Here is a 25,530-nt window from a genome sequence, read left to right on the forward strand (position 1 = left end):
ATATATAATATTTTACAATATTCCTAACAGGGGGCGGATACATCTTCAGTTTGAGCGGGTTGCTGCAATCTCTCTTGACGTAGTCTTTGGTAGCGCGCCACGTCGCTCAGGTTACCCATATGTTTTCCTTCGTCATCACTTAGCTTAACAGTGCCGTATCCATTTACGGCTACTGCTTTACTAACGATATTAAGACTCGGAGTGTATGACATATTATTGGTAGTGCCGCCGCCAATTCCGAACGCTACGCCAATCTCGCCTTCAAAATGATGCTTTAGCTCGACAGCGCGCTTGCCGGTAAGGCTATTGGTAAACATGAGCGATTTTGTCTTTGGATCAATACCTAGCCGTAGTAGCTGTCGGATCACTTTCGCCCCGATTATTTCTTCCACACCCGAATCAATACGAAAACTTTCGACTCGCTCAAACAGGTCGCGAGTCATGTCGTGCAGTGTGACGTCACTGGTGAATGTATCGATGAGTGCTACGGGCATCGAGGGAAATCGGTCGAGCCATTCCTGGATCACCCTCGTTTGACCATCAAGTGGGTTGCCGCCGCGCTGTTCTTCGAGGGCGGCGAACACCATACTGAGCTCATGGGCATTCGTACCTATGGCAGGCACGTTATATTTTGCTGCAAGCCACGGATTTGAAGTGCCGATGAACTGCTCGGGGCACTCACTAACAAAACGCTCTACCATATGGTCTTGCCAGTGACTCGATGCGCGACGCCTCGTGCCAAATTCGGCAAATTTTATATCGTGTGTTTTCATGAGACCAATAAATTCATCGCCACGCCGATTGCCTTCACGACACCATTCGGTGAGGGTAGTATAGTTTTTGTCGAGCAGTCGGGGATAGTATAGCTCAGGGATAGCTTGGAGCATCGGGATTTCCCACTGCGACACATCGTTCCAGGGCCCGGTTGTTTCTGCGGTGAGATCGTCGGTATCTGAATCAATACTGACGCGTATCTCGGGTAGGCGAAACGCGGCTAAATAGCCAAGGTATTCTGTCGAGTAGTTTTTGCCTTGTTGTTTCTCAAGCATTGCAAGTTCTTCAGGTGTATAGCGAAGTTTGCGTAATTCGTCGTAGTATTCTTGTAGTTCCCGCACCGAAACAAGATTTGCAATTCGCATGCCTTTTCGAGCCTTACGATTTGTCATACGAAATGTTACCTCGGCATCTGGCTCCTGCTCATGGATAAACTGTCCCATAGGAAATTTGTATTGGTCTTGGAGATTGAGTAAGTTTTCCATTACTAGCGCTCCAGTCGTCCACGGTCAATGACAATGCTGCCATCAACAATTTCTTGACTTGTAATCGGGTGAGCACCTGCGGCTAGCATTTCGGCAAGCGCACGCGCTCCATCTTCAGGGTGAATATTCACGGCCTTCATTGCATCGGTGACTACGTAAACATCAACTATTTCTTGTGACGTGTTGTTAAGTGCATCGACGACGGTCGCTCTATCGCAGTAGTCAGTCGCTAGTCCTTGTATGAGCACGGCAATTCGATCGCCTTTCTCGGCGGCCTGGCGTGCCAAGATACCAATGGCGCGTCCGACAGTGCGTTCGCTTCTATGGAGGTGTGATAAGGCATGAAACAATGCGCCCGTTTGGAGTTCGGCCCCCCAGCCCGAATAGCCATCATCCTCTAGGTACATGCCTTTCTGGGCGATCGTATCATCTGCAACTACATCGAGGTTGTCGTGTAGTGCTGCACCAGCTTTGTGCTGCACACAGTGAACGGGCCATTTTTCAAAGTGTTTTTTATTATCGGGCCTATGCCAATCTTGAGTAAAAATAACTTGTCCACTATTCTCACGTACGAATTTGTTGGTGCTATTCGCAGGATTTACAATATCTTCACCTCCGTTGACAGATAGGGCGCCAGAGGGCAGAGCAAAATCATTCTGTATATCAACATTTATGGCGATAACTTCGCTATATGTCCTAGGTAATTTATTCACTGCGTTCATAGTAACTCCTTTGATAATGTTGTTATCACACTATCTGTATATAGCATATAGTATAGTAAGTGTAAAAGCAACACTATTTATATAAAATTTGTAATTAATTTATAATCTATCTTTTAGTGAATTATTTGACCCTGTTTTATCATTTTCTTGGCAGCAGTAAGCGATTTTGCTAACCGTTCTGAATGTGACCCCCGAACAACAAGGCAGGGAACACGAAGCTTTGCAATATACGTCGTAAACCATCGGTGCATTTCATGCCGAATATGCTCACCGTCACGGATACCGTCTTGCACGAACGGTATTTCATCCCCAGTGATAATATAGAGGTCGGCTTTATCACGGGCGGCTATTTGCCGCATTATGCTCGTTGTTTTACCTAGGTACCGTCGCTGCCATAGTTGGGTCGCAACCGCGTTGGTGTCACACACAATCACACCCTTGCTGCGAGCGGCGATCTCTCTTTCGTAAGCTTGCTGGAGTCGTCCGATCCGATAGAAATCATCATTTTGCCAATCGGCTCCGCAAGTGAGAATTGATTCAGTGTAGTAGCGACCAATTTCGGGCACCCAGGGTACGTGTAGCGCTTCTGCAAGATCGCGCGCGAGCGTGGTAGTGCCGGTTGATTCGGCGCCGACAACAACAATACGAAGGCAAAGCCCAGCCCGGACTTCATCACTAAGATACTGCCAGGATTCTAGCAGATTGGCGCGTACCTTTGTTCCAGAAATTGGTACGGTCTCTCGAGCTTTGTCGACAACAACACTTCGAGCACCCATGTAATGCGCCCATGGCCCACCATAGTCCTCAGAGCTGTAGACGACATCTGGCTTGTAGCCTAAAAACTGCATCGTATGTGCTGCCCAAGCGACCGAATCATCATCGTTGTTGATATCGGGGATAATCATAACATGGGCAGATGGATGATGGGCCTGTAGCCATGCGCGACGCAACTCGGCTGCAATGTTATACGCCGGGTTGTCGACAACAAGTACGTCGACGTCATTACAATCCTTGAGCGCGGTATTGATTAAGAAATTATGGCCGAGGTGTGGTGGATAGAATTTGCCGATCACAAGTCCACGCATGGCTAAGTGCTCCTTTCTCTAATAAGACTAATTGCTTCGCTGAGTCTTTCGTTTCGCGCCGCTGATTCGACGACAGCGTAGGGAAGTTGGTATCGCTCACACAGATCAATCCAGTAGTCGTCGTGGCTTTCTCGTGTGTCACCGCCATAGCGCAAAGGGTCTGGTTCAAACGGTATGTTGCTTTTTGTGATGAGGTATAGGTTTGACTTGAGGCTTGCCGCATCTTGTTCCAGGAGCTTGGGGCAGTCGCGAATTACTGGTCTCACGTGTGGCAGCTGCCAATAGCCTACAGTAGCGTAAAGGTCGGTATCCTGTATAACGATGCTTTGTAGTGAACGTCGAGCTTCATGCTGAAGTGCGCGCTGCCCCCACCAGATCGCCTTCATTGACTTAGGGGTCACTTGTCCATCTGTCGTTTCTAGGTAACTTCGCGCAAACTCTGGGACCCAGTTGGCGCTTAACTGCTGTGCAAGTTCTCGTGACAGGCAGGTTTTGCCAGTTGATTCGGCGCCAATGATTGTGACAATAAATGGTATCATGCTATGCCTCCTTGAGTGCTTTGGTGGTGGGAGCATCTAGCGCGTCGCTCATCTGCTTGCTCCGATGCCATACCACATAGCCATAGACGGTGTTGGCGAGAAAAAGTACGTATTGAAGCGCCACAAGTGGCAAGCCGGTGGTGGCATAGGTATAGATAGCGAATACATTGACGACTGCCCAGACAATCCAGTTTTCGAGCTTCTTATTGTCGAGGAGGAACTGAGCGAGAATTGTCGCAGCTAGCACCATTGCGTCTGTCCACGCCATCGCACCGCCAAGTCGCTGACTGATGAGCGCGGCGCCAGTATACCCAAGAAGTGAGACTAATAAATATACTGGGATCCACCGTAATTGTACATGGCTAACACGGCGGGTATCTATGTCCTTACGCCAGCGAATCCAACCGTAAATAAGGGTTGGTGTGAGATACGCGTTGAGGATGGCGCTGGACAGCAATCCGCTCTGGAGAAAGAGAACAGCGTAGGCGGCCGTACTGACTGCTCCGATGGGATAGTTCGCTCGCCGCTCCTTCACGCATAAGTAGGTGCTTGCATACGACGTAAAGACGGCGAATACCTCAAGCCAGTTAAGATTGGTAATCCATTGTGCCGCGATTGCCACGCAATAGGAGAGCGTGGTGAGCACTACTCCGACTAATAGGCTTTCCGCAAGATCGCGCTTTGCACTAATGCGTGTGATGGTAAGTAGCTGCTTCATAATATGCCCTTTCTGTACTTATTGTACGTAATACACTAACTATTCTCAGTCTAACGTAGAGTTATTGTTTTGTCAACACTATTTACAAATATGGTGAAATACGTTATGATGTTGGCATAGATAGGAGTAATCACTGCCATGACAATGCCTAGGCGTCTTGTTCAGGTCCGGCACGGACAATCAGAGGCAAATGTAGTCCAAAAGGAGTTGCTGCCCGACCTTGATCCAGTGGTTGCCGCAGAGATTATGAATCGTCCTGACTGGGAGCAACGTCTATCACCACTTGGGATCGAGCAGGCAAAAATTGCGGGTGATTGGATTCGGCACCATATTGGTTCACTCGCAAGTTTTGACGTTATATATGTCTCGCCATTTATGCGCACGTTTGAGACGGCATGTTATGCGGCGGGAGACGAAGAGGTGCAATTTACCCCAGAAGATCGGATTATTGAGCGTGACTGGGGCCTCTATGGTAAGTTATCGAAGGCTGATCAAAAACGCTTTTACCCAGAGACCTATCGTAACAAGAAGGAGAACCCACTCTATGCTCGGCTGGATGGCGGGGAGAGTCAAATGGATTCTTACTTACAGATTCGTGATATCAATGGCACTATGCACCGAGAATACCCGAGCGGAAGAGTACTCATGTTCGGTCACGGTGACAAGCTTGCAATGTATCGCTATGTTCTCGAGCGCATGCTTCCTGAAGAGTGGGTTAAGATGGTGCAGGATTCCTTCTTTGATATTCGAAACTGTACGGTAATTGACTGGACGCGTGATAACCCGGGGGACCCTGGTGACGTACGTGAAAAGATTAACTGGATGCGCATTGTCCATCCCACGGTACCCGGACTTTCGCCATTTGGTGGTGAATGGGTTGAGCTTACTGGCAAGCGTACCTATTCGGTACGCGAAGGGCTGGCTCGCGTAGCAACATCGTCGACACTCCTGCCTGATGGCTTGCTTGATCGATTGAGACAGATTGAGGCGCGCAAGATTGCAGATGATGCGGAGAACTTTAGGAGAGAGGGTCGTATATGAATTCGTGGCGCGCAATAGGTGAGCAGCTATTGCCTGCGATTGCCTATGGTGATGCGGCGGGACTACCGGTCGAGACACGTAGCGCCAAATACATCACTGATCATTATGGTCATATTGATCGTCTTTTACCAAGCAAAGAAAACCCATTTTATCAAGGTGAATTTCAGCCAGGTACCTGGAGTGACGACACACAACTAAGTCTGGTGGTCGCGCGTAGTCTTAGCCGTGTTGGGGCGTTTGATATACGAGATATTGCCAATCTTCATGTTCAGGCCTATGGTGAGACCGAACAGGTCATCCGTAAAGGCCAGGTGGTAAAGCGTGGCTGGGGCGGCTCAACAACCCGGAGTGTTGAGCGGTATATGAGCGGTATTGCGGCAGAGCAGTGTGGCGAAGTCCAGGGCAAGGGAAACGGTGTCATTATGAAGCTAGCCCCACTCGTCTATTGGCATGAAGTACGTGGTGTTGATCGCGTAGAAGCTTACCGTGACTGTGATCAACTAACGGCATTTACCCATAATCATGTCACCGCGAAAGTTGCTTCGAGAGTTCACCACGACGTACTGAGCTACTTGATGCACATGCCGTATGAACAAGACGATTTTGTGCGCTTTGTGCTTGAAAGCGCAAAGTATCATGAATACCTACTGGGTGATCGCTCGAATGACATCTCAAGCGAGCTTGCTTACCTCAATGAGCATTTCTATTTCGATACCGATAGTATTCTTCGTAATACTGATGGAAGAGGTTTTGTTGTGTCGCAGACTCTTGCAATGGCATATGGTGCATTTTTAGCCCACGATGGCGAATTCGTGACGAGTGTCTACGAAGCGGTCAACCTGGGGGGCGACACCGACAGTACTGCTTCAATCGTGGCAGCGATGACAGTTATGAAAAACCGAGGAGTGTTTGAAAAACCGCACGATTACGAGACCACTCTCAACCATGATATGCTTTGTGAAGTATCATGTGCGCTTAGCTGTTAATCAAAACTACGAGAGAGAACTTCGAGTGATTCATTATTGAAGGCGTAGAGTTTCGCTGGTCGATGTGCGCCCTCTCGCCACATATCAGGTGTTTCATGGATCAGGCCAAGGCTTAGGAATTTTTTACGAAAATTTCGTTTATCAAGTACGCGTCCTATAACCGCTTCGTACGCAGTTTGCAGCTGACTCAGAGTAAATTTTTTGTCGAGCAAGCCTGACACGGCATTAGTATAGGTAAGTTTCGCGCTCAGTCGTGCGCGCGCGTATCGAATAATCTCTGCAGGATCATAGGCGAGGCTAGGAAGTTTGTCGACCGGGTAAAATGTCGATATTTGCTCGGCGGATTTTGGAATAATATTGCGACCACACCCCATGTAGGTTACTGATACCGCATGACCGCGCGGATCACGGGCGACCGTGTCGAAGGTGTACAGCTGTTCGATGTAGGCAAGGTCATTATCGAGGTCCACACCAGTCTTGCGTTTCACAACCACAGAGAGAGCCTCAATCGTTGTACTACCCGCAGCGTTGTAACCCCCTGGGAGTGCCCATTCTCCACGGAATGGATCATCACTTCGCTGAGTGAGCAACACTACAAGTTCATCACCAAGTAGTTGAAAAACTACCACATCAACAGTCAATGTCGGGGGAATATAGGGCGTGCTGTACTTCATACACTAAGTCTACAATAGAATATGCAGCTTGAAAAGGTGTGTTTACTAAAACGCTACTGGATTCTCTCGTTTGTGCGCGGTCGCATCGTATTTACGTTCGATCACTGTTGCTATTGTGTCTACCATCTCTTTCCCCTCAAGGTAATCGTCAATACTGCTGTAGGTTAGTCCGAGTTCAGTCTCATCGGGCTGTGAAGGAGTGCCATCGAGCAGGTCGGCGGTTGGCGCTTTTGAAGTAAACACTTCTGGTACCCCTAGATATCTTAACAATTGTCGCCCTTGGCGCTTGTTAAGCGTTGAAATTGGAGCTACGTCTGCTGCACCATCACCGAATTTTGTAAAAAAGCCTACCAAAGCTTCGGCTGCGTGATCAGTACCAAGCACCAACATATTGTGCATGCCAGCAAGGGCGTATTGGGCTACCATACGTGATCTAGCCTTGGCATTGCCTTTGTGAAAATCAGTCAGATTCTCCATAGTTGCGCTATCGTATGTTGTAGCGAATGCGTCTACCATTGGCTTTATATTAAAATCGATTACTCGATCAGGTTTAATGACGTTTATTGCCAATTCAGCGTCAAGCCGGTCACTCTGGTCGCCATATGGCAATAGCATTGCGCAAAATTGTGCTGTATAGCCTTCGGCTCTGCTGAGAACTGCGGCTCGTTGTGCGAGAAGTCCCACGAGAAGAGAGTCTTGTCCGCCAGATACACCGAGTACAAACCCTGCTTTACTATTTTCGCGTAGATAATCCGCAAGCTGACGAGTTCGCCGTTCGATTTCTTCTTTTGGTTCGATCGACGGTTTTACCCCTAAAGTTGTTATGATTTCATGCTGACGCTCACACATGACGCATCCTTTCTGTTAGTGTACTATACACACTAACTATAATAAAGTACTGCAACAGAGTCAACAGAAAAGAGTTAAATTTTTAAAACGGTATTCTATGAGTAGCTGGTATACTGTGTGTATGCGACATATAAACAAAAACACACTCTATTGCTTTTCGCCACCAGTGATGTTGGCGACATTTGCCATCGAAATTAGTCTTGCTGCCTATGTTACATGGCGCTATAAATTGACGAGTATTACAAAGCTTGCTGTTTCGATCCTGTTCTTTCTCGCTGTCTTTCAGCTTGCTGAATACAATGTGTGTGAAGGAAGTTTTGGCGTCGATAGTTTGTCGTGGTCAAGACTCGGTTATATAGCGATCACGATGCTACCGCCACTGGGCTTTCATTTGGCAACCCGGCTAGCGGGTAGGCGTGATACGGTAGCAGTAGCAATCGGCTATACAATGGCTGGAATGTTTGCTGCTTTTTTTATGTTTGCTGGTAATGGGTTGACGGCAAGTGCTTGCCTCGGCAATTACGTCATATTCAAAACCGCACCTGGCACATCGACGCTCTACGGTCTTTACTACTACGGCTGGTTAATTGTAGGCACCGTCTATTGCTGGATGATGGCCAAACGACAGGCCAAACCTAACCAAGCGGCCGCACTGCGCGCTTTGATGGTGGGCTATTTGGCTTTCATTACTCCTACTACATTTGTTAATATCGTCAATCCAGAAACAGTAGCCGGCATACCCTCTATTATGTGTGGATTTGCCGTCTTGCTTGCGATTATTTTAGCCGGTGAGGTGATTCCAAAGTACTATAAAATGCCCGGCATTCTTCAATTTTCGGGTGTAGCAAGAGGAAGAGCAAATGCGAAAACTGCCAAATAGTACTCGTAAAATACTCATTGGATTTTCCGGATGGGCCGTTCTGCTTGTGGGTGTCATTATGATTCCTTACCCTGGTCCCGGTTGGGTAGTAGTGTTTATTGGATTATCTATTCTCGCGACTGAATTTGAATGGGCAAGCGATGCTCATAACTATGTTCATACAAAATATGATGCTTGGCAGAAGTGGCTTGTTTCGCAGCCATTTTTTATTAAAGCTTTATTTTGGTGTCTGACAGCACTGACGGTTGTTGTGACCGTGTGGCTTCTCAACGGCTACGGTTTGCTTGCCAGTTGGGCCGGACTTAATCTGCCGTGGCTTAACTCACCGCTTGTAAGGTAGGTCGTAGTTTTATGGCAAAACGCAAAATGTCAACTAAGCAGGTTTTGACAGCGCTCTGGAGTGTTGCTCGTACGACCTATAAGGCGTCACCCATTGCGGTAGCACTTAAACTTGTGGGCGCAGTGATTGAGGCAATTCTGCCGATTACGATAGCTTATTTTGCTGCTGCAACAACAACAGCGCTTGTGGCGGCGTATTCAGGAGATGCTGCGGCCGGCCGAACAGCACTTACCTACGTATTTATAACAGCCATGCTTGGGCTTATATCGACAGCCTGGGGCAGTATTTCACGCTATATTGGAGAGCTGGCCAAGTATAAGATTGACGCCGAAATTACCGACAGCCTATACTGTCATTTTGTTGAGCTAGAGTACTGGTATTATGACGACAAAGAAACGGCAGATCTGTTCGATAAAGCGCAAAATTTTGCCTTTTATTTTTCGCGATTTTTCGACGATATCGCGAGTATGCTGAGTGGCATTTTGCGTGCAGTCGTAGCCATCATCGCTGTATCATCCGTTGCTTGGTGGATGTCGCCTCTCCTTGTCGCAGCTGTTATACCAAGCATGTATTTCCAGTTTAGGCTTTCGAGAATGCAGAGCGCACACTGGAAAGAAAACGTTGTCACGCGTCGGACGATGAGTCAGATTAAATGGAGTGTCTTCCAGTCGCGCAATATTGCCGAGCTACGCATCTATGGACTGGTAAAATATATGCTAAACTGGCACGCCGATTTGCGCGCTCAAGACGAAAAAACGCGTATTGATTTTGAGCGAAGCTATATTGGTAAGCGTCTTTTGGCGCAACTGCTGGAAGCTTTTGTAGAAGTAGGAGCACTGATATACGTGGTACTAGAGATTATTGCGCGTCGCCAGGCGGTAGGACAGTTTTTGTATGCTCAGCAAATGGTCTCGCAGACGCTATCAGGCACCCGCGAGGTGATTAGTCGCTTTAGCGGAATGGATGAGGATCTGGCGACGCTTTTTGACTATGAAGCATTCATGAAACTTACAAAAAACACTGGCGCTGGCACTATATTGAAGTCTGTTCCTGGCCGGATACGGCTCGAACACGTCTCATTCACGTATCCGCAGTCAAAAGCCCGCGTACTAAACGATATTAGCTTTGCTATCGAGACCAATCAGCATATAGCCATTGTCGGCGAAAATGGCGCTGGAAAAAGTACTCTCATTAAACTTATTCTTGGCATATACCGTCCGACTAGGGGCAAGATATTTCTTGACGGTAAGAATCTAGCGGGGGTACAGTTGTCTTCTTGGCATGCCATGTTGGGTGTGTTGAAGCAAGATTATCTGAGCTTTTGGTTTACGACCGCACGCAACAATGTGGCTTTTGGGGACGTTTCTCGTCCGTACGATGAAGATCGATTCCAGCAGGCACTTGTTCGCGCTGAGGCAAAGAGTTTCGTTGACAGACTTCCGCAAGGTTCTGACACCTTTGTTGATAAGTGGGCTGAAGACGATGACGGTAACCCGGGCACTGATTTATCTGGGGGACAATGGCAACGCCTTGTACTGGCCCGCAACTTTTATCGAAATAGCCCAATTATTATTCTCGATGAACCGACCAGTGCAATTGATGCGCTCGCTGAGGCGCGTATATTCGACCATTTGTTTGCCGATAAAAACCGCACGGTAATTACGATTAGCCATCGATTGACAACTGTCCAGAAAGCAGACGTGATCTATATGATGAAGGCGGGGAGAATTGTTGAATCAGGGACACATACCGAGCTTGTGAAGTTGCGTGGTGAATACTACACCATGTTCAAAGCACAACTACACGAATAAACCCCGCCACAAAGACGAGGTTTATTACAGGTACGGGGAAGTGATTACCAGCTACGCTGACGGAATGAACCGCCGTTGCCACCACCGAAGTCGCCACGTGGACGATCTTCTTTAGGGCGAGCTACGCTGACTGCAATGGTGCGGCCATCGAGCTCTTTGCCGTTTAACTGGTCAATAGCTTTTTGGTTGTCATCTTCGTTTTCGAACTCGACAAAACCAAAACCTTTGCTGCGACCGCTATCACGATCAGTGATAACACGCGCGCTAGCAACAGGACCAACGGTTGCAAAAAATGCTTGCAAGCTGTCGTCAGTGGTTGCGTAGGCAAGGCTGCCTACAAATAGATTTGCTTTTGACATACTATTCTTTCTTATTACTTTACCGTCAGATCGACCAAAGTTCCGTTTGTCCTGAAAGAATAGTAGATACTAATTTTCATTTCTCGTGTGTACTTGTTTCTGAACATGTATAGTTAAGCACATTTATCCAGATAATACTAGCAGTAGCTGTATGCAATAATGACTTGCATTTTATTAGCATATGCATAATACTATGTTCATGCTGGTACGCATACGGGGTACCCGTAGCGTAAAAACAAACAAATCTTACACCACACCAGTGCCCCGGGTGGGCGCGTAACAGCAGAAAATTACCTCTTATCACGAGAGGTAATTTTTGCTACACTATTTATATCTGGGGCACTAGCTCATCTGGTAGAGCGCTTCCATGGCATGGAAGAGGTGAGCAGTTCAAGTCTGCTGTGCTCCACCAAATTACTTTAGTTTATAGTATTTCCCGATGCGTAGTATAGTAGATGTATAGCTTATGCATAAAAAACTAGGTTTTACTGTTGTAGAGATACTGGTCGTCATCACTGTTATTGGTGTCATATCCACTGTAGTGGTTGTGGCATATCGGGGTGTGCAAGAACGGGCATATATGGCACAGGTTTATACAAATGTCAGTAATACCGCTAAGCTTATGAACACTTACCACACGTTTAATGGTACGTATCCTATTGTTGCCAATACAAATTGCTTGGGCAAAGTAGGCGAATACCCAGCGGCAAACGGATTTCAAGCAGGTTCATGTGGGATTGATACTGCGAACGGCTCTTCATGGGGCCAGGCAAATGACAGTCTTGTCACTATGCTTACCACTATAGGTACCGTGCCCTCGGGCGCAATAAGGACCTCAACTAATTATGGCATTAAATATCGAGGAGTTTATTTTCAGATTAACGACTATCCTGGCGGTTCTGCATGGCCTGATTCGGTCTTTTTCGAATTTTCTGTATCAGGTAACCTATCTTGTCTCGGTAAGCCCTATATTAGGAGGTATGATTCATCTGCGAACACCACTTACTGCTCGTACTACTTCGATGCGTCGGGGAATTAATGGCACCCCTTTAAATACACCGTCGACTGTGGTATACTGTTAATAAGGAAGGTCTGTCGTACGCAGACCATTATTTTATGAAAGACGCATTATATATTCGCAATATCGCTATCATAGCGCACGTCGACCACGGTAAAACAACACTTGTCGACGGGTTATTAAAACAGAGCAATACATTTCGGGATAATCAGGCTGAAATGAACCAAACACTCATTATGGACAGCGGCGACCAAGAGCATGAGCGCGGCATCACTATTACCGCCAAGCAGACGAGCATCTACTACGGTGACTATAAGATTAATATCATCGACACACCTGGACACGCTGATTTTAGCGGAGAAGTCGAACGAACACTCAATATGGCAGATGGCGTGCTGCTGGTTGTTGATGCCCAAGAAGGGCCAATGCCGCAAACAAAATTCGTGCTGACAAAAGCACTAGAGCTTGGTCTTGCTCCGGTGGTGGTTATCAACAAAATTGACAAACCGGCCCGACGCATCGCCGAAGTGGAAGACGAGCTGGCGGATTTGTTTCTCGAGCTTGCAACCGATGAGTCACAGCTTCACTATCCGACCTACTATGCGATTGCGCGCGAAGGCAAAGCATGGAAATCTCTTCCTGATAATCCAAGTGAGCATGCTGACCTAACGGCAATATTTAAGGCTATTTTAGAACATATTCCTGTACCAAAGGTATCAGACGGGCCCTTGCAGCTGCTTGTCACGGCTTTACAGTACGACTCATTTGTAGGTAAGTATGCCATTGGACGCATTTCGCGCGGTATCGCTACGCGTGGTCAAGGGGTGGTGGTGATGAAACGTGATGGAGAGGCTGTTGCTGGTAAAATTGAACGAGTTTTTGGTTATCGAGGTCTGACTCGTGAAGAAATCAGCGAAGCAGGAGCGGGCGATATTGTCGCACTTGTTGGCCTGGGCGATGCGCACATCGGCGATACTGTTGCTGACAAAGCCGCACCGGAGCCGCTACCTACAATTAGCATCGAAGCTCCAACAATAAGCATGTATCTTGGCCCCAATACCAGCCCTATGAAGGGTCGTGAAGGCGAGTTTAATACCAGCCGACAACTCGGCGATCGATTGCAGCGTGAACTGGAAAGCAATGTCGCGCTTCGCGTGGTAGAAAATGGTATCGGATTCACTATTAGTGGGCGTGGAGAGCTCCACCTTTCTGTTTTGATCGAATCCATGCGACGAGAGGGGTATGAATTTGAAGTTGGACGTCCTGAGGTTGTGACGATTGTAGAAAATGGGGTGACAAAAGAACCAATGGAGGAGTTGCAAATTGAAATTGGCCAGGAATTTATCGGAGTAGTTAGTCAGGAGTTAGGCTCGCGCCGTGCCGAACTTGTGCGACAAGAAACGACAGCCAGCGGCAGTGCTCGTATGACATACCACTTGCCAACTCGAGCAATGATTGGTTTACGCAATCTTCTTCTGACCGACACAAAAGGCACGGTTATTATGAACAGCTTGCCGCATGGATATGCACCTATGGGCGGCAAGCTGCCGCGTACACGAAACGGCGTGCTAATCGCGTTTGAAGCTGGTACGACAACTCCCTACGCACTCGAAGCTGCTGAAGCGCGTGGCGAGCTGTTTGTAGGGCCAGCTACAGAGGTGTATGCCGGCATGATTGTCGGACGCTATAACCGACAGGATGATCTAGAAATCAATGTCTGTAAGGCTAAGCACCTTACGAACATGCGCTCAAAATCAAGTGACGGTACCGTTCAGTTGACCCCCTATATCGACTTAAGTCTCGAACAGTGTATTGATTTCATTGAAGACGATGAGTTACTTGAAGTCACGCCGAAAAATTTGCGTTTACGCAAGAGATACCTTGATTCAAACCAAAGAAAACGAGTAAATAAATAAATCTATCGCGCAGTGTCGATAAAAGCACGATAGATTGTTTGAGAGACACCGACTTAGCGCAGTGCAATAACTGCAGCTTCGCCCAAATACTGAACTGGAATTTGCTTGCTTTTCATGGCTCTCCTTTTTATTTTTCCACCGTTTTATGTCTCTATCATACTACTCGAAGCACAAGCTGTAAATACGTAAATAAGACAAAGTTTACTACCGTTACCCTTGTTATTTGACCACACAAGCAGTATAATAATCAAAGTATGCTACACTGGCTGCTCCAACGAAAATCAACATCTGACAAAGTCACGAATACGGCAAAATCCACCACCGCAACTGCGGTGGTTGCAATCATGCCTGTATATGGGTCGCTCAATCCATTGTATGGCGAGTCTCTTGATGACAAAATCGAGTATACATGATACCTTGGCGCGATGTTAACGCAATTTATCAAATATACCCGCGAAGTTTCATGGATGGGAATGGTGATGGTGTTGGTGATTTACGCGGAGTAATTGAGCGAATTGACTATCTACAAGGTACAAAAGATTCACTTGGTGTCGATGCTATATGGTTCTCGCCCATATTTCCTTCACCGATGGCCGACATGGGCTATGACGTGAGTAATTACTGTGATATTGATGAAACATTTGGTAGTATCGAGGACTTTAAGGAGCTGATTGCCAAAGCGCACGAAAAAGGGATCAATGTGATGATTGACTTCGTGCCCAACCACTCATCCGACCGTCACGCGTGGTTTCAGGCGTCGCGAAAGTCGAAAACGAATCCCTACGCCGACTATTATGTATGGCGTGATGGTAAATCGGACGGTGGACCGCCAAACAACTGGGTGAGTATATTTGGAGGTCCAGCCTGGGAATACGATGCATCTCGCAAGCAGTACTACCTGCACACATTTTTGGCCAGTCAGCCAGACTTGAACTGGGATAATGCTGCTGTGCGCAGAGAAATGAAAAATGTTCTAAGGTTTTGGCTTGATATTGGCGTTGACGGGATTCGAGCTGACGCGGTTCGCTGGCTCAGTAAAGATCCAAAATTTCGCGATGATCCTCGCAATAAGTTGCACGTTCATTCATACGACGGTGCGTCACAGGAATACGATGCGCTCGTCCACAAATATAGTCGCTTCTGGAAAAATCTTTTTCCGTATTTACGTGAACTAACTGATGTGATTGCCGAATACGATAATCGAATAATGATATTCGAAGACTACCCAGACGCTAACTATAGCACCAAAGAGCAGTATCTCGGTTTCTATGGCATCAACCCGAAAGTTAGTATGCCATTCAATTTTGAAGGTGTCTGGACGGATTTTTATGCCGATGCTTTCCGCACGTTTATTACCGAGTTTCAAGGTATGTTAAACCAAGATGAACATACGCCGGTATATTGTTTTGGCAATCATGACCAAGCACGTATCGTTAGTCGTATGGGCGGTGAACCGCAGGCTAGGTTGATCGCACTGATGCAGATGTCACTGCCTGGACTCCCTACGATTTATTACGGCGACGAGATTGGTATGCCAAATACGCCAATTGCAGAAAATGAAATTAAAGATCTACGTGCGTTTAGCTCTGGTGATGTCACGACAACTCGCGACCCCGAACGTACACCGATGCAATGGAGTAACGAAGTGTTCGCTGGTTTTAGTACTGCGGCGCCGTGGTTACCAATAGGTCGCACGGTAGCTAGGCATAACGTTGCTACCCAGCAGCGCGAGCCTGACTCTTTTCTTGCGCTCTACCGCCGCTTACTTAAGCTGCGAAGTCGTCATGATATTTTACGAAACGGCACATATGAGGCATTTGGTGAGCTTGAGGCAGAGGTATTTATGTTTGCTCGTTGGTTGGGGGATCAGCACATTTTCGTCGCTTTAAACTTTGGCCGTACCGACAACACAGTAAATTTGCCGCATAAAGGAAGAGTGCTGTGTTGCACCAATCCGGTAGACTACCCCGATATCGACGACGAAGGCAGGCTGTGCCTCAGGCCATACGAAGGTGTGATTGTAGAGTGCTACGAACATCCGCTGACCGACACATTAGCTGAGTAGTGAACTGTAGATAGATTCGATCGAAGTATCTGTCGATTCTTTAGGGCCTCGACCAATATGGACAGGAAGCTGGGTACGGTGTCCTTCGAATTGTCCGTCGTACCATAGGCAAAGCCCGGGCATAGCCAGTAGCTGCTGGCTATATGTTTGGATCTGTTCGTTGGTGAATACCGAAGCAGCTCGTCTCTCGTCGTGATTTTCAAGAAAATGGACGAGTTTCTCGCTAATATCGACGAGCTGCTGGTTGCGCCGTGCGATTGATTCGGTGTCATTATTTACCATCGCATCATATATCGGCTTGTCATAGCAGGCATTAAAACCAAGTTGAATCAGGTTGCGCTCAGTGTCCCAATAGCTTTCGGCAATAAATATGAATGCCGGATTTGTGATTTTTACTGCTTGAATAACCTCACTCCAATATTCTTGGTCTGGAGCTTGTCCGGCCCTATCTCCCCAGGTTCGCCCGACGACATCAGTTAGTAGTAACATCGCCATATCACAGCGCACCCCATCACAGAGAGTGGCAATATGCTGTAGTGTGGCGATGCTGGCTTGGCGGTAGCCACGAGAAAATGCATTGACCTGTGCGACATCAGGCCAAGGCGACAGGTTTGGATCCGCCGCTTTTGCAATAGCCAAAGTGCCAACTTGGTAGTAGTGTTCGGGCTGATTGAGCGCGAGCCTCGACTCGCCAGTGATATAAAAATCAGGATGCTCACGGAGCCACGCGTGATCAAACGCCGTATGATTAGGAACGAAGTCGAGTATGAGTTGTATCCCATGACGGGCAAGTTGTTGTCGGAATACAGCAAGCCCAGCATTGCCGCCAAAGCGCTCGTCGACCACATATGCTTTTACTGCATATGCTGAGCCAATAATATCGCCAGGGGAGTAGTCTGGGAGCAGTTGTCGGACCTCGCTAACAAGCTTAGTGTCTTGACGGCTGATGTCGGCTGCGACCTGACTTCGCTGCCACACTCCCATAAGCCACACAGTGTCCATATGGTAGGTTTTTAGGCGGTTAATGATATCGTCAGGGACGGTGGCGAGGGTGATTGTTTGTTTGTAGCGCCTGCTTAGGTCTTGGAGCCATACTGCAGTGTGTATTTCATAAATATGCTTCATAGCTCTCCTTACTATAGTGTAGACCCTGTTATTTCGTCAGGCAAAAAGCCGTGTGATGGCACGAAGCCAGCTTGCCACTGGTAGTCCTTGCTGTAACCAAGCTCGTGCATGAGTTTGGTGGGTGCGTTACGAATATGAAGCGGAACGGGTGAATGGGGGTGGCGCTGTGCGAGGCTTTTCGCTTCGTGCATAGCTTCCGTGACTTCACGCGATTTTGCTGAGCGTGCTAGAGCGATAGCACAGTGGTATAAACTATAATTTGCTTCTGGCATGCCAATTCGCTCGACGGCTTGAAAAGTAGCTACCGCAAGTGCTAAAGCGCCGTTTCCCGCAAGACCTATGTCTTCACTGGCAAAAATCACCATGCGTCTGGCAATGAATTTTGGATCTTCACCCGCATCGATCATACGACTAAGATAATAGGTTGTTGCGCGCTCATCGCTACCTCGCATGCTTTTGATGAAAGCACTGATAACGTCGTAATGCATGTCACCGGTTTTGTCGTAGCCCGGAAGTTTCTTTTGGGCAGCAACCTTCACTATATCGGGTGTAATTTTTTCTCCATTGATACTAAGTGCTAACTCTAGGTTACCAAGTGCCACTCGAGCGTCACCACCGCTCAATTCGGTCAAATAGTCGAGAGCACTCGGTGTTATTGCTTTTGTCTTCCTGAGATATTTGAGTGCTCGCCTAAGAACTGTCTTGATTTCGTCGTGGCTAAGCGGTTGCAATACCAGAACATGACTACGACTCAAAAGTGGACTAATGATTTCAAAACTGGGGTTTTCAGTTGTTGCACCAGTAAGCGTTATGAGCCCGCTCTCAACATGTGGTAAAAAAGCATCTTGCTGTGCTTTATTGAATCGATGGATTTCATCAACAAATAACATTGTACGCACACCCAAGTTCCAGTTTTGTCGTGCGTGTTCGACCACCTTCAGGACATCTTTTTTACCTGCGGTTACAGCTGACAATTCGATAAAATCGGCGTTTGCTTCCTTAGCAATAATACGCGCAAGTGTTGTTTTGCCGGTGCCGGGTGGGCCCCATAGGATGAGGTTTACGGGTTCTTTATATTCGGCAATCTTTCGGATTACTGCATCCTTGGAAAGAAGATGTGATTGACCGATCACATCATCCAAGTTTGTTGGTCGCATTTGTTCCGCCAGCGGCACACGTGTCATGTATGTAGTATACTAGAGTCACCATGACTCGAAAAACCGTACTATTACTATTCGGCGGAGAGTCGTCTGAACACGATGTATCTATTATGGGTGCGCGTAATGTGTATGCGGCGATGGATGGTGACAAATACCAAGTGCTGCTGTGCTATATTGATCGGCAAGGAAAATGGTGGCTACTCGATAGTTGGCAAGATAGTCTATCCCAGCACGGTGGCGTGCAGCTGCTTGTTGCACCCGGAAGCGGAAGCTTAATGACCTTGCCGGGAAATACTATTATTCATCCGCATGTCATATTGCCTATTCTGCACGGTAAAAATGGTGAGGATGGCACCGTACAGGGCTTGGCAGCACTAGCGCATATACCGATTGTCGGGTGCGACACGACAGCAAGCAGCGTTTGTATGGACAAAGTATTAACCAAGCAGGTGCTCGAGGCAAGCGGGATTCGCACCGCACCATTTATCGTCTATCGGCGCGGAGATACCAAGCCTGGATACGAAGTTGTCGCGGAACGGTTGGGTACAGTATTGTTTATTAAGCCCTCACGCGCGGGTAGCTCAGTCGGCGTATCCAAAGCGCGCACTGCAACCGAATTTGCTGCAGCCCTTAAGCTTGCGCTCGAATATGATGACACGGTGCTTATTGAAAAAGCAATTGTTGGTCGTGAGCTTGAAACGGCCATCCTTGGAAACCCGCCACACCATAAAGTAAGTGGAATTGGAGAAATTATTACAGGTGCGGAATTTTATGACTACAACGATAAATATGCACCTGATAGTACGGCGCAAGTCTTAACGAACGTAGAGTTAGCAGATGGAGTTGAAGAGAAAATCCGCACCACGTCTTTGAATGTATATACAGTTCTTGGCTGTAAAGGGTTGGCACGAGTAGATTATTTACTTGAAGGCAATACGCCCTACGTCATTGAGGTGAATACGCTACCGGGGTTTACCAATATCAGTATGTATCCCAAGTTATGGCGTGCGGCAGGTATGCACTATCCGGAGCTGATCGATGCGCTTATCGCTAATGCGCTGAAATGATATAGTGTAGGTATAACAAGGAGGAAATATGGAAGTAATTGTAGGCTTAATGACATTGGTATTCCCAGGGTTTATATTTTTATTGATATTTTTGTTCAGTGGACTCAAGATTGTTAACCAGTATGAGCGTGGTGTTGTACTGACTCTTGGTAAATATACTGGTGTACGCGAGCCGGGTCTTCGCTATATCGTGCCTATTTTTCAAAAAATGATGCGTGTAGATGTACGCAGCATGCCTATTGATGTACCAAAACAAGAAGTTATTACGAAAGATAATGTGACGATTGGTGTCGATGCGGTAGTATATCTGCGTGTCGTCGATAGCGCCAAAGCCATGCTTGAAACCACCAACTATGTCTATGCGACAAGCCAGTTTGCCCAGGCGGCGCTGCGTGACGTGACGGGCGGTGCCGACCTTGATGAGCTGCTTGCCAGCCGTGAAGCAATTAGCGAAAAGATCAAGGAAATTGTCGACAGCGAAACCGACAAGTGGGGTATTGATGTCGAGAATGTCAAAGTACAGAATATTGAACTCCCACAAGAAATGAAGCGAGCTATGGCCAAGCAGGCCGAAGCCGAGCGTGAGCGACGTGCCAAGATTATTGCCGCTGAAGGTGAGCAAATGAGTGCCAAGAAGCTTGGTGAGGCCGCTGATATCATTGCTGCGCACCCGATTGCGCTACAGCTACGCAACTTGCAGGTCTTGACCGAAATCGCTGTCGAAAAAAACAGTACCATTATCTTCCCAAACCAGTTCATGGACACGGTCGACAGCGTGAAGAAATTCATGGCAAAAGAAACAAACTAGTGACAAATGTTAAATACGCACTCCAAGCGAGTGCGTATTTTTAATTTTTTGTAGACTAGGAGTTTTGGGCAATGGTCAATTCTTGCCGTAAATCGTGTTGATAGGGGGTCGTGCGCAAGCTTTCACATGGTGAGTAATGGGTGATAAAATAGCACTAACCAAAGGGGATTTATGACGAAAAAAGTTACGTTTGAGGAAGTATATTCCACTGTCATGCAGTATGTTATGGCACGTAAGTGGGATAAAACCAACGATTCACGAGGGCTTGCAGTATCACTCTCGCTAGAGGCCAACGAACTGCTAGAGTACTTTCAATGGCATGACGATTCGTTTGGCAGCAAAGAAGACATGGCAAGCGAATTAGCAGATATTATGATTTATGCCATTCAATTTGCCGACAGGTACGGCATAGACATACCCGATGCGATTGCAAAAAAGATTGAAATGCAAGATAAAAAGTATCCGAAGGAAATATTTGAAATTGAAGACGAAAAAGAACGTAATGCGCGCTGGCTAGAAGCGAAAAGGAACTACAGGAAAGACACAACTTTGTGAGCACACGCGGTCTAGTCATTGTTTCGCGCCCTATCGTGCCAAATGCACCACCATACCTTTTGCTTGGGACTAACAAATCCTTGCACAAATATATATTGAGTAAAGACATGCCGATGTCGTTGACAGTAGACTACCATACGAAGTATTGCACGGGCTGGTACGATATTAACGCTCACAAGAACCATGCCTGCGACAATGATGCTCAAGTAGACTCATCGTATGACTCATGTTTTGTCTGCCGCAAAAAGACTGATTTCAATCCGGCATTTTATAACACAACTCAAATATCTCAAAAGCAGGCCATCTATAACGACCAGCCACATTCGGTATATATTGCCTATTTTGGGAACAGTGTAGCGAAAGTGGGCATTATGTCGGACTCAAGGGGGCGCGAGCGACTATACGAACAGGGTGCAATGCTGTATGTGGTTATTGGTTCATATTCAAATGCAACAATGGCACACAACCTGGAACAAAGGCTTATTCAAAAAGGACTGAAAAATAGTGTTACCAAGAAGCAAAAAGCTGCCGCATACGAATCCGTCATACGCATCGCTGACGAAGAGCATGTCTTTCTAGAAATATTAAAAAATTTAGGGTATGAAGAGAGTAAGATCGTATCGAACCTAGACATGTTCTTTTTTGGGTTATACCCCAAAGAGCCCATTGAGCCATTTGGCAATAAACCCATGTCAGGACACGTAGCGGGAGTTGTTGGCAGATACTTGGTGCTACAAAATAATGATCGTTATTACGGTGTATGGCTTACAGACATGTTTGGGTATAGGGTTGAAGTTGGCTCAGCTATCACTATGATTGACAGAAAACCCCAACAAGCAAGCCTGTTCTAATTCAAAACCATTTATTACAGCTGAGTTTGGGATAAAATGTAAATAAATAAGAAAAAGCCGCCCACCTGGGCGACAATTTCCTGATTAGTCCAATTCTGGTGCGGGTAGAGAGAGTCGAACTCTCGTTTCTACCTTGGGAAGGTAGCATAATAGCCGTTATACGATACCCGCGCGCAGGCTATCAAAACTTGGTGGCTCCTCCCAGACTTGAACTGGGGACAGAGCCCTCAGCCATTATTTGCTCTGAAGGCCAAGGCCTGAAGAGCCTTGTGGATACCAAAAGAGAATAATCGACTATTGTTAGGTACAGTTTGGTGGCTCCTCCCAGACTTGAACTGGGGACACAAGGCTCTTCAGGCCTCTGCTCTACCAACTGAGCTAAAGAGCCACACATATGTCATGATATCACAATAATCTGTGTTTTTACAGAGTGTGATATCATATAAACAAATGTTGCGAGGGAATGTTTCACCACGACCACACCGACCAAATATTAAGCGTATCGGTAAAAAAACGATGTCGATATACCGTACATCGGCATTGCTTGAAAAGAAATCGGTGCAAAATAAGCCACGACGTACACTGCGTCTACCCAGCTGGAGACCGTCTCGCCGACAGTATATAATTGCGACAACTATCCTGGTGTTCGGGCTTATGTCATCTGGGGCATATTTGTATTGGCGGGGTGAGCAAGACAAGGCAAGCCGAGCTGCCGAGCGGGCGCAACAAGAACGCGCGCGCCAGGCGAGTATCAAGTCGAACGAATGTCGTAAACAAAAACTTGCGGCAAAGGCTGATCAACTGGGCAAGATTACCTATGATGAGCTTTATGACTATACGGTTTGTGACTACTCTGGACAATAATGAACGATATCCTAGACGCTGAGTTTGACACAATGATTACGCAGGCGATGGATGAATTGCCTCAGGAATATATAAAAAACCTGAATAATGTTGTTATTACATTTGCCGACGAACCAACCGCTCAACAGCTACAGAAGCAGGGTGTGCGCAGTGGCCAGCTGCTACTCGGACTTTACGAAGGCATTCCGCAAACCTCGCGACTTAGCTCGAGCTATAGCGGTATATTGCCAGATAAAATTACACTCTTTAAACTACCGCTCTGCATGACTTCTCGTGATGCAGGGGAACTTTTTCAACAGGTAAAGCGAACCTTGTGGCATGAGATCGCACATCACTATGGGCTAAAGTATGAACATATCGATAAGCGCGAACGACGTCATGGCTAGCAGCTCGAATACTTAGTATATTTTGTGCTTAAGAGAGACGGACGAATTGAACTTATGTCTCATGCTACTTTTAGCGCAATAATTAAAAGCGCAATCAGAGCTTGCGCGGCCAGTGACATGAGTATTGAAGTCACGCTATTTTTTGGAGTCACTGCAGCGCGTACCATGATTACGCTGAGGTTAAATATGCTGAGAACGATATCGACAATGAGCGCCGTACGAAGTGAAACAATCTGTAAGATAGATGCTGTAAGAAAGATAAGCGAAGGAACTGCCGCAACAAGTATACCGTTGTGTTTGACAACATGACGCATTAGCTCGCGCTTTGGTAGTGGCGCATCATGGACAACACGGTATGCTACTAATTCGGAGAAGACGCCAGCTACCCACAGGCTTAGCGCTGCGGTTGTAATCGCCGCTAGTGCGTAGGGTGCTGTGACGGTACTGCTATTGATGAGCAAGCCGATGCTTATGCCAAGGAGTGTGATTACTCCATATATCCGCTCTCTAAGACGGGCGATGTGTTCATATATTTGTGATTTAGCCGGAGTGTTTTTTTCTGTAGACATGTCTATACAATTTTAGCAGATGGTCGAGCTTTCAGCTCTGATTCTTTCCTAAACAGAATAATCACTTGAGAACGTTTGGCTCTGGAAAGCGAAGGCCGCCCGTTTGGGCGACGATTTTTCGGAAAGTCTATTTCTGATGCCACATTACCGACGTATTTCAATCTACCGAAACAGATAAAGTTGACGTCTATAAACTTCAAGGTCTTGCTGAATCTTTCAGTCTTCGCAGACAACCTACTAGCTAGTTAATCCCCTCAACGGTATAATTTACGCGAATTACACCTTTCTTTTCTTTGAGCTTTGGTACATACACATGACCAATTTTGCTAAGATTCTTGACGTGAGTTCCACCACAAGGTATGCCAAAATTTTCACTGTACATTACAACTCTGGCTGGTTTGTTTGTCGCGGTATATTGCTCGGTACGTGACGAACCACCGTGTGCATATCAGCAACAGGCACAAAGACCAATCTAACATCTGTCGCTCGTGGTCGACAGTACAATGAACCGTATCGCTGATAGCTAGTGAACCTTGTTCGTAAGCGCCGATATGATGAACAATCCCTTCTTCATCGAGCCCGCACTTCCTGAACGAGAAGTACTGCTTCATCTGTTGTGGCTGTACCCGTGTCCCAATCTTGACCGCCACCACGATGATAAAAGCATGTCTTGTCGAGCTCGATATCGACTCGGCCGCCTTCGATAGAGCTAATTTTTGTCACGTTAGCATTGCACGTTTCTATGTCAAAATCATTCATCTAGATTAGGCCTGTGATACAACAATAATAACAAAATACCTTCTAGCGATTTAAAAGTAGTTTTGGTGGAGCTTTATAACCAAGTTCGAACTGAGATTGAGCAGAGCGACTAAGCTTCATCTCGACACCTGTGCCACGCGATGTATTCCGACAAACTAAAAACTCTTGGATTATTTTCTGAGATTTCACCCGCCGTGTTTTTTGGAAGTTGAAGAAGGTGTTTTAGTTTTGCGGTTCTCCCGCTGATAAATCAGCGGAGGCACCGGGCGGGTCGTCTATACGTGTTTCTTCCCGAGATGAAGTACTTTTTTGAGGTACTGCTTACGTGTCACCTTATTCGCCGTCCGAACCGCACCAAATATAATACATGTGTCGTTTTTATCCCACAGTTAAAACGAAGCACCCGAGTCTTGAGTTACTCCACCAGTTTGGGTAGACGAACACTATATGCTCTGCCCAGGTGATTTCATCACGCACGGCCTGAATCTTTTTGCCAACAGGTTTGCGCTCATAGTACGCGTAGCGTAGATACTTTTCAAGAGCTAACTAACCTTATTGTTTAGTGTGTTTACAAGTTTTTCGACGTCTTTGTCGAGCTGAGCGAGGCGTCCTTTTGGCAGCACAGAAAATAAGTGCTTTGACGACTCCTCAAGCTTGGCGTACAGGCTCTCTACGAGTGTGATGCCTTCGGGTGTAAGCCTAACGGTGTTTTTTCTGGTATCAAACGTTGATTTACTAACAGATATTAGCTTTGCATCAGATAGCTTCTGTATGGTGTAACTGACCGTTGCTTCAGCCACTCGAAGCCAGCCTGCGACAAACTTTTGGGTTGTGTTTGGATTCTGATAAACACACAGCAGCGTCAGAAACTGTGAAAAGTTGATAGATGAGCTTTGTGTGATGACTCGGTCGGCGATAGCGTCGAGCGTATAGACGAGCGTATGCAAACGAAAACTGAGCGAAGAGTGTATGTCCATGCACAAAATATACTTAGAGTTCTAATAGAAGTCAATATAAAAATCAAACAACAATAGGTTCAGTATTTATTGGTATACATTTTTTTGCACAATAAGTCTCTTGAACTCACACACGATATGTGCTATCGTTTTATTATAAGCGTTAGA

29 protein-coding genes and 3 tRNA genes are annotated in these 25,530 nt (G+C 46.7%); 16 read left to right on the plus strand and 16 right to left on the minus strand.

Going from position 1 to position 25,530, the window contains the following annotated elements; all coding sequences use genetic code 11:
- Positions 1-23: 23 nt before the first annotated feature.
- The 5 genes from IPM09_00990 to IPM09_01010 all read right to left on the minus strand — a co-directional run bounded on the left by IPM09_00990 (position 24) and on the right by IPM09_01010 (position 4,323).
- Complete coding sequence (locus tag IPM09_00990; GenBank protein ID QQS22107.1) at positions 24-1,259, minus strand: hypothetical protein; 1,236 nt, start codon at positions 1,257-1,259, stop codon at positions 24-26.
- Positions 1,260-1,261: 2 nt separating this feature from the next.
- Entirely contained in the window at positions 1,262-1,981 is a 720-nt protein-coding gene (locus IPM09_00995; GenBank protein QQS22108.1) for an isochorismatase family protein, read from the minus strand.
- Positions 1,982-2,094: 113 nt separating this feature from the next.
- Positions 2,095-3,066, minus strand: a complete 972-nt coding sequence (locus tag IPM09_01000) for an AAA family ATPase (protein QQS22109.1) — start codon at positions 3,064-3,066, stop codon at positions 2,095-2,097.
- 2 nt (positions 3,067-3,068) lie between these two features.
- A complete protein-coding gene (locus IPM09_01005; protein QQS22110.1) occupies positions 3,069-3,605 on the minus strand; it encodes an ATP-binding protein in 537 nt (178 codons plus the stop codon).
- 1 nt (position 3,606) lies between these two features.
- Complete coding sequence (locus IPM09_01010) at positions 3,607-4,323, minus strand: nicotinamide mononucleotide transporter (GenBank protein ID QQS22111.1); 717 nt, start codon at positions 4,321-4,323, stop codon at positions 3,607-3,609.
- Between the two features lie 138 nt (positions 4,324-4,461).
- On the opposite strand from IPM09_01010, the gene IPM09_01015 reads away from it, so the two are divergent.
- Positions 4,462-5,364, plus strand: a complete 903-nt coding sequence (locus IPM09_01015) for a histidine phosphatase family protein (protein QQS22112.1) — start codon at positions 4,462-4,464, stop codon at positions 5,362-5,364.
- Entirely contained in the window at positions 5,361-6,350 is a 990-nt protein-coding gene (locus IPM09_01020) for an ADP-ribosylglycohydrolase family protein (GenBank protein ID QQS22113.1), read from the plus strand. Before IPM09_01015 ends, IPM09_01020 begins: the two co-directional genes overlap by 4 nt.
- Here the strand turns inward: IPM09_01020 and IPM09_01025 are convergent.
- Both IPM09_01025 and nadE read right to left on the minus strand, forming a co-directional pair.
- On the minus strand, positions 6,347-7,024 hold the full coding sequence (locus tag IPM09_01025) for an NUDIX hydrolase (protein ID QQS22114.1): 678 nt from the start codon (positions 7,022-7,024) through the stop codon (positions 6,347-6,349). The two genes, IPM09_01020 and IPM09_01025, sit on opposite strands and share 4 nt — an antisense overlap.
- Positions 7,025-7,069: 45 nt before the next feature.
- Complete coding sequence (gene nadE / locus IPM09_01030) at positions 7,070-7,873, minus strand: ammonia-dependent NAD(+) synthetase (GenBank protein ID QQS22115.1); 804 nt, start codon at positions 7,871-7,873, stop codon at positions 7,070-7,072.
- Positions 7,874-7,994: 121 nt separating this feature from the next.
- On the opposite strand from nadE, the gene IPM09_01035 reads away from it, so the two are divergent.
- From IPM09_01035 to IPM09_01045, 3 genes are read left to right on the plus strand one after another with little or no spacing between them, the layout of a single operon-like run.
- Positions 7,995-8,753, plus strand: coding sequence for a hypothetical protein (locus tag IPM09_01035; GenBank protein ID QQS22116.1), 759 nt, complete (start codon positions 7,995-7,997; stop codon positions 8,751-8,753).
- Positions 8,734-9,093: a TIGR02611 family protein gene (locus tag IPM09_01040; GenBank protein ID QQS22117.1), complete on the plus strand. Its 360-nt coding sequence runs from the start codon at positions 8,734-8,736 to the stop codon at positions 9,091-9,093. The genes IPM09_01035 and IPM09_01040 overlap by 20 nt, the downstream gene beginning before the upstream one ends.
- Positions 9,094-9,104: 11 nt before the next feature.
- Positions 9,105-10,904, plus strand: coding sequence for an ABC transporter ATP-binding protein (locus IPM09_01045; protein QQS22118.1), 1,800 nt, complete (start codon positions 9,105-9,107; stop codon positions 10,902-10,904).
- A 44-nt stretch (positions 10,905-10,948) separates the two neighbouring features.
- Here the strand turns inward: IPM09_01045 and IPM09_01050 are convergent, their stop codons facing one another.
- Positions 10,949-11,263, minus strand: coding sequence for an RNA-binding protein (locus tag IPM09_01050; protein QQS22119.1), 315 nt, complete (start codon positions 11,261-11,263; stop codon positions 10,949-10,951).
- Between the two features lie 336 nt (positions 11,264-11,599).
- On the opposite strand from IPM09_01050, the gene IPM09_01055 reads away from it, so the two are divergent.
- From IPM09_01055 to IPM09_01075, 5 genes are all read left to right on the plus strand, one after another.
- Positions 11,600-11,675 (plus strand) — tRNA-Ala (locus IPM09_01055).
- A 54-nt stretch (positions 11,676-11,729) separates the two neighbouring features.
- On the plus strand, positions 11,730-12,302 hold the full coding sequence (locus IPM09_01060) for a prepilin-type N-terminal cleavage/methylation domain-containing protein (protein QQS22120.1): 573 nt from the start codon (positions 11,730-11,732) through the stop codon (positions 12,300-12,302).
- Between the two features lie 77 nt (positions 12,303-12,379).
- Complete coding sequence (typA, locus tag IPM09_01065; GenBank protein ID QQS22121.1) at positions 12,380-14,197, plus strand: translational GTPase TypA; 1,818 nt, start codon at positions 12,380-12,382, stop codon at positions 14,195-14,197.
- 254 nt (positions 14,198-14,451) lie between these two features.
- On the plus strand, positions 14,452-14,610 hold the full coding sequence (locus IPM09_01070) for a hypothetical protein (protein QQS22122.1): 159 nt from the start codon (positions 14,452-14,454) through the stop codon (positions 14,608-14,610).
- Between the two features lie 50 nt (positions 14,611-14,660).
- Positions 14,661-16,262, plus strand: coding sequence for a DUF3459 domain-containing protein (locus IPM09_01075; protein ID QQS22123.1), 1,602 nt, complete (start codon positions 14,661-14,663; stop codon positions 16,260-16,262).
- On the opposite strand, the gene IPM09_01080 is transcribed toward IPM09_01075, so the two are convergent.
- Both IPM09_01080 and IPM09_01085 read right to left on the minus strand, forming a co-directional pair.
- Positions 16,251-17,387, minus strand: a complete 1,137-nt coding sequence (locus IPM09_01080; protein ID QQS22124.1) for an alpha-amylase — start codon at positions 17,385-17,387, stop codon at positions 16,251-16,253. The genes IPM09_01075 and IPM09_01080 overlap by 12 nt on opposite strands.
- 11 nt (positions 17,388-17,398) lie before the next feature.
- On the minus strand, positions 17,399-18,571 hold the full coding sequence (locus IPM09_01085; GenBank protein ID QQS22125.1) for a replication-associated recombination protein A: 1,173 nt from the start codon (positions 18,569-18,571) through the stop codon (positions 17,399-17,401).
- Between the two features lie 23 nt (positions 18,572-18,594).
- Here IPM09_01085 and IPM09_01090 point away from each other — a divergent pair, with 23 nt between their 5' ends.
- From IPM09_01090 to IPM09_01105, 4 genes are all read left to right on the plus strand, one after another.
- Positions 18,595-19,614 (plus strand): D-alanine--D-alanine ligase, encoded by a 1,020-nt coding sequence (locus tag IPM09_01090; protein QQS22126.1) that lies wholly within the window; start codon positions 18,595-18,597, stop codon positions 19,612-19,614.
- 28 nt (positions 19,615-19,642) lie between these two features.
- Complete coding sequence (locus IPM09_01095) at positions 19,643-20,422, plus strand: slipin family protein (GenBank protein QQS22127.1); 780 nt, start codon at positions 19,643-19,645, stop codon at positions 20,420-20,422.
- Positions 20,423-20,593: 171 nt separating this feature from the next.
- Positions 20,594-20,977: a nucleotide pyrophosphohydrolase gene (locus IPM09_01100; protein ID QQS22128.1), complete on the plus strand. Its 384-nt coding sequence runs from the start codon at positions 20,594-20,596 to the stop codon at positions 20,975-20,977.
- Complete coding sequence (locus tag IPM09_01105) at positions 20,974-21,828, plus strand: DUF2797 domain-containing protein (protein ID QQS22129.1); 855 nt, start codon at positions 20,974-20,976, stop codon at positions 21,826-21,828. Before IPM09_01100 ends, IPM09_01105 begins: the two co-directional genes overlap by 4 nt.
- Positions 21,829-21,924: 96 nt before the next feature.
- Here IPM09_01105 and IPM09_01110 read toward each other — a convergent pair.
- Both IPM09_01110 and IPM09_01115 read right to left on the minus strand, forming a co-directional pair.
- Positions 21,925-21,999, minus strand: a tRNA-Gly gene (locus IPM09_01110).
- A gap of 141 nt (positions 22,000-22,140) precedes the next feature.
- Positions 22,141-22,216, minus strand: a tRNA-Phe gene (locus tag IPM09_01115).
- Between the two features lie 62 nt (positions 22,217-22,278).
- Here IPM09_01115 and IPM09_01120 point away from each other — a divergent pair.
- Together IPM09_01120 and IPM09_01125 are read left to right on the plus strand one after the other, a co-directional pair.
- Complete coding sequence (locus tag IPM09_01120; GenBank protein QQS22130.1) at positions 22,279-22,692, plus strand: hypothetical protein; 414 nt, start codon at positions 22,279-22,281, stop codon at positions 22,690-22,692.
- Entirely contained in the window at positions 22,692-23,078 is a 387-nt protein-coding gene (locus IPM09_01125) for a metallopeptidase family protein (protein QQS22131.1), read from the plus strand. The genes IPM09_01120 and IPM09_01125 overlap by 1 nt, the downstream gene beginning before the upstream one ends.
- Positions 23,079-23,137: 59 nt before the next feature.
- On the opposite strand, the gene IPM09_01130 is transcribed toward IPM09_01125, so the two are convergent.
- The 4 genes from IPM09_01130 to IPM09_01145 all read right to left on the minus strand — a co-directional run bounded on the left by IPM09_01130 (position 23,138) and on the right by IPM09_01145 (position 25,383).
- Complete coding sequence (locus IPM09_01130; protein ID QQS22132.1) at positions 23,138-23,647, minus strand: hypothetical protein; 510 nt, start codon at positions 23,645-23,647, stop codon at positions 23,138-23,140.
- Positions 23,648-23,888: 241 nt separating this feature from the next.
- On the minus strand, positions 23,889-24,029 hold the full coding sequence (locus tag IPM09_01135) for a hypothetical protein (GenBank protein QQS22133.1): 141 nt from the start codon (positions 24,027-24,029) through the stop codon (positions 23,889-23,891).
- A gap of 188 nt (positions 24,030-24,217) precedes the next feature.
- Positions 24,218-24,370, minus strand: a complete 153-nt coding sequence (locus IPM09_01140; GenBank protein ID QQS22134.1) for a hypothetical protein — start codon at positions 24,368-24,370, stop codon at positions 24,218-24,220.
- Between the two features lie 578 nt (positions 24,371-24,948).
- A complete protein-coding gene (locus IPM09_01145) occupies positions 24,949-25,383 on the minus strand; it encodes a winged helix-turn-helix transcriptional regulator (protein QQS22135.1) in 435 nt (144 codons plus the stop codon).
- Positions 25,384-25,530 lie beyond the last annotated feature (147 nt).

The organism is Candidatus Saccharibacteria bacterium, from assembly GCA_016700015.1.
Taxonomy (GTDB): Bacteria; Patescibacteriota; Saccharimonadia; order Saccharimonadales; family Saccharimonadaceae; genus Saccharimonas.

Coding starts and splice junctions, on each gene's coding strand:
- IPM09_00990 (QQS22107.1), bottom strand. CDS start 1,259: ATGGAAAACTTACTCAATCTCCAAGACCAATACAAATTTCCTATGGGA.
- IPM09_00995 (QQS22108.1), bottom strand. CDS start 1,981: ATGAACGCAGTGAATAAATTACCTAGGACATATAGCGAAGTTATCGCC.
- IPM09_01000 (QQS22109.1), bottom strand. CDS start 3,066: ATGCGTGGACTTGTGATCGGCAAATTCTATCCACCACACCTCGGCCAT.
- IPM09_01005 (QQS22110.1), bottom strand. CDS start 3,605: ATGATACCATTTATTGTCACAATCATTGGCGCCGAATCAACTGGCAAA.
- IPM09_01010 (QQS22111.1), bottom strand. CDS start 4,323: ATGAAGCAGCTACTTACCATCACACGCATTAGTGCAAAGCGCGATCTT.
- IPM09_01015 (QQS22112.1), top strand. CDS start 4,462: ATGACAATGCCTAGGCGTCTTGTTCAGGTCCGGCACGGACAATCAGAG.
- IPM09_01020 (QQS22113.1), top strand. CDS start 5,361: ATGAATTCGTGGCGCGCAATAGGTGAGCAGCTATTGCCTGCGATTGCC.
- IPM09_01025 (QQS22114.1), bottom strand. CDS start 7,024: ATGAAGTACAGCACGCCCTATATTCCCCCGACATTGACTGTTGATGTG.
- nadE (QQS22115.1), bottom strand. CDS start 7,873: ATGTGTGAGCGTCAGCATGAAATCATAACAACTTTAGGGGTAAAACCG.
- IPM09_01035 (QQS22116.1), top strand. CDS start 7,995: ATGCGACATATAAACAAAAACACACTCTATTGCTTTTCGCCACCAGTG.
- IPM09_01040 (QQS22117.1), top strand. CDS start 8,734: ATGCGAAAACTGCCAAATAGTACTCGTAAAATACTCATTGGATTTTCC.
- IPM09_01045 (QQS22118.1), top strand. CDS start 9,105: ATGGCAAAACGCAAAATGTCAACTAAGCAGGTTTTGACAGCGCTCTGG.
- IPM09_01050 (QQS22119.1), bottom strand. CDS start 11,263: ATGTCAAAAGCAAATCTATTTGTAGGCAGCCTTGCCTACGCAACCACT.
- IPM09_01060 (QQS22120.1), top strand. CDS start 11,730: ATGCATAAAAAACTAGGTTTTACTGTTGTAGAGATACTGGTCGTCATC.
- typA (QQS22121.1), top strand. CDS start 12,380: ATGAAAGACGCATTATATATTCGCAATATCGCTATCATAGCGCACGTC.
- IPM09_01070 (QQS22122.1), top strand. CDS start 14,452: ATGCTACACTGGCTGCTCCAACGAAAATCAACATCTGACAAAGTCACG.
- IPM09_01075 (QQS22123.1), top strand. CDS start 14,661: ATGGATGGGAATGGTGATGGTGTTGGTGATTTACGCGGAGTAATTGAG.
- IPM09_01080 (QQS22124.1), bottom strand. CDS start 17,387: ATGAAGCATATTTATGAAATACACACTGCAGTATGGCTCCAAGACCTA.
- IPM09_01085 (QQS22125.1), bottom strand. CDS start 18,571: ATGACACGTGTGCCGCTGGCGGAACAAATGCGACCAACAAACTTGGAT.
- IPM09_01090 (QQS22126.1), top strand. CDS start 18,595: ATGACTCGAAAAACCGTACTATTACTATTCGGCGGAGAGTCGTCTGAA.
- IPM09_01095 (QQS22127.1), top strand. CDS start 19,643: ATGGAAGTAATTGTAGGCTTAATGACATTGGTATTCCCAGGGTTTATA.
- IPM09_01100 (QQS22128.1), top strand. CDS start 20,594: ATGACGAAAAAAGTTACGTTTGAGGAAGTATATTCCACTGTCATGCAG.
- IPM09_01120 (QQS22130.1), top strand. CDS start 22,279: ATGTTGCGAGGGAATGTTTCACCACGACCACACCGACCAAATATTAAG.
- IPM09_01125 (QQS22131.1), top strand. CDS start 22,692: ATGAACGATATCCTAGACGCTGAGTTTGACACAATGATTACGCAGGCG.
- IPM09_01130 (QQS22132.1), bottom strand. CDS start 23,647: ATGTCTACAGAAAAAAACACTCCGGCTAAATCACAAATATATGAACAC.
- IPM09_01135 (QQS22133.1), bottom strand. CDS start 24,029: ATGTACAGTGAAAATTTTGGCATACCTTGTGGTGGAACTCACGTCAAG.
- IPM09_01145 (QQS22135.1), bottom strand. CDS start 25,383: ATGGACATACACTCTTCGCTCAGTTTTCGTTTGCATACGCTCGTCTAT.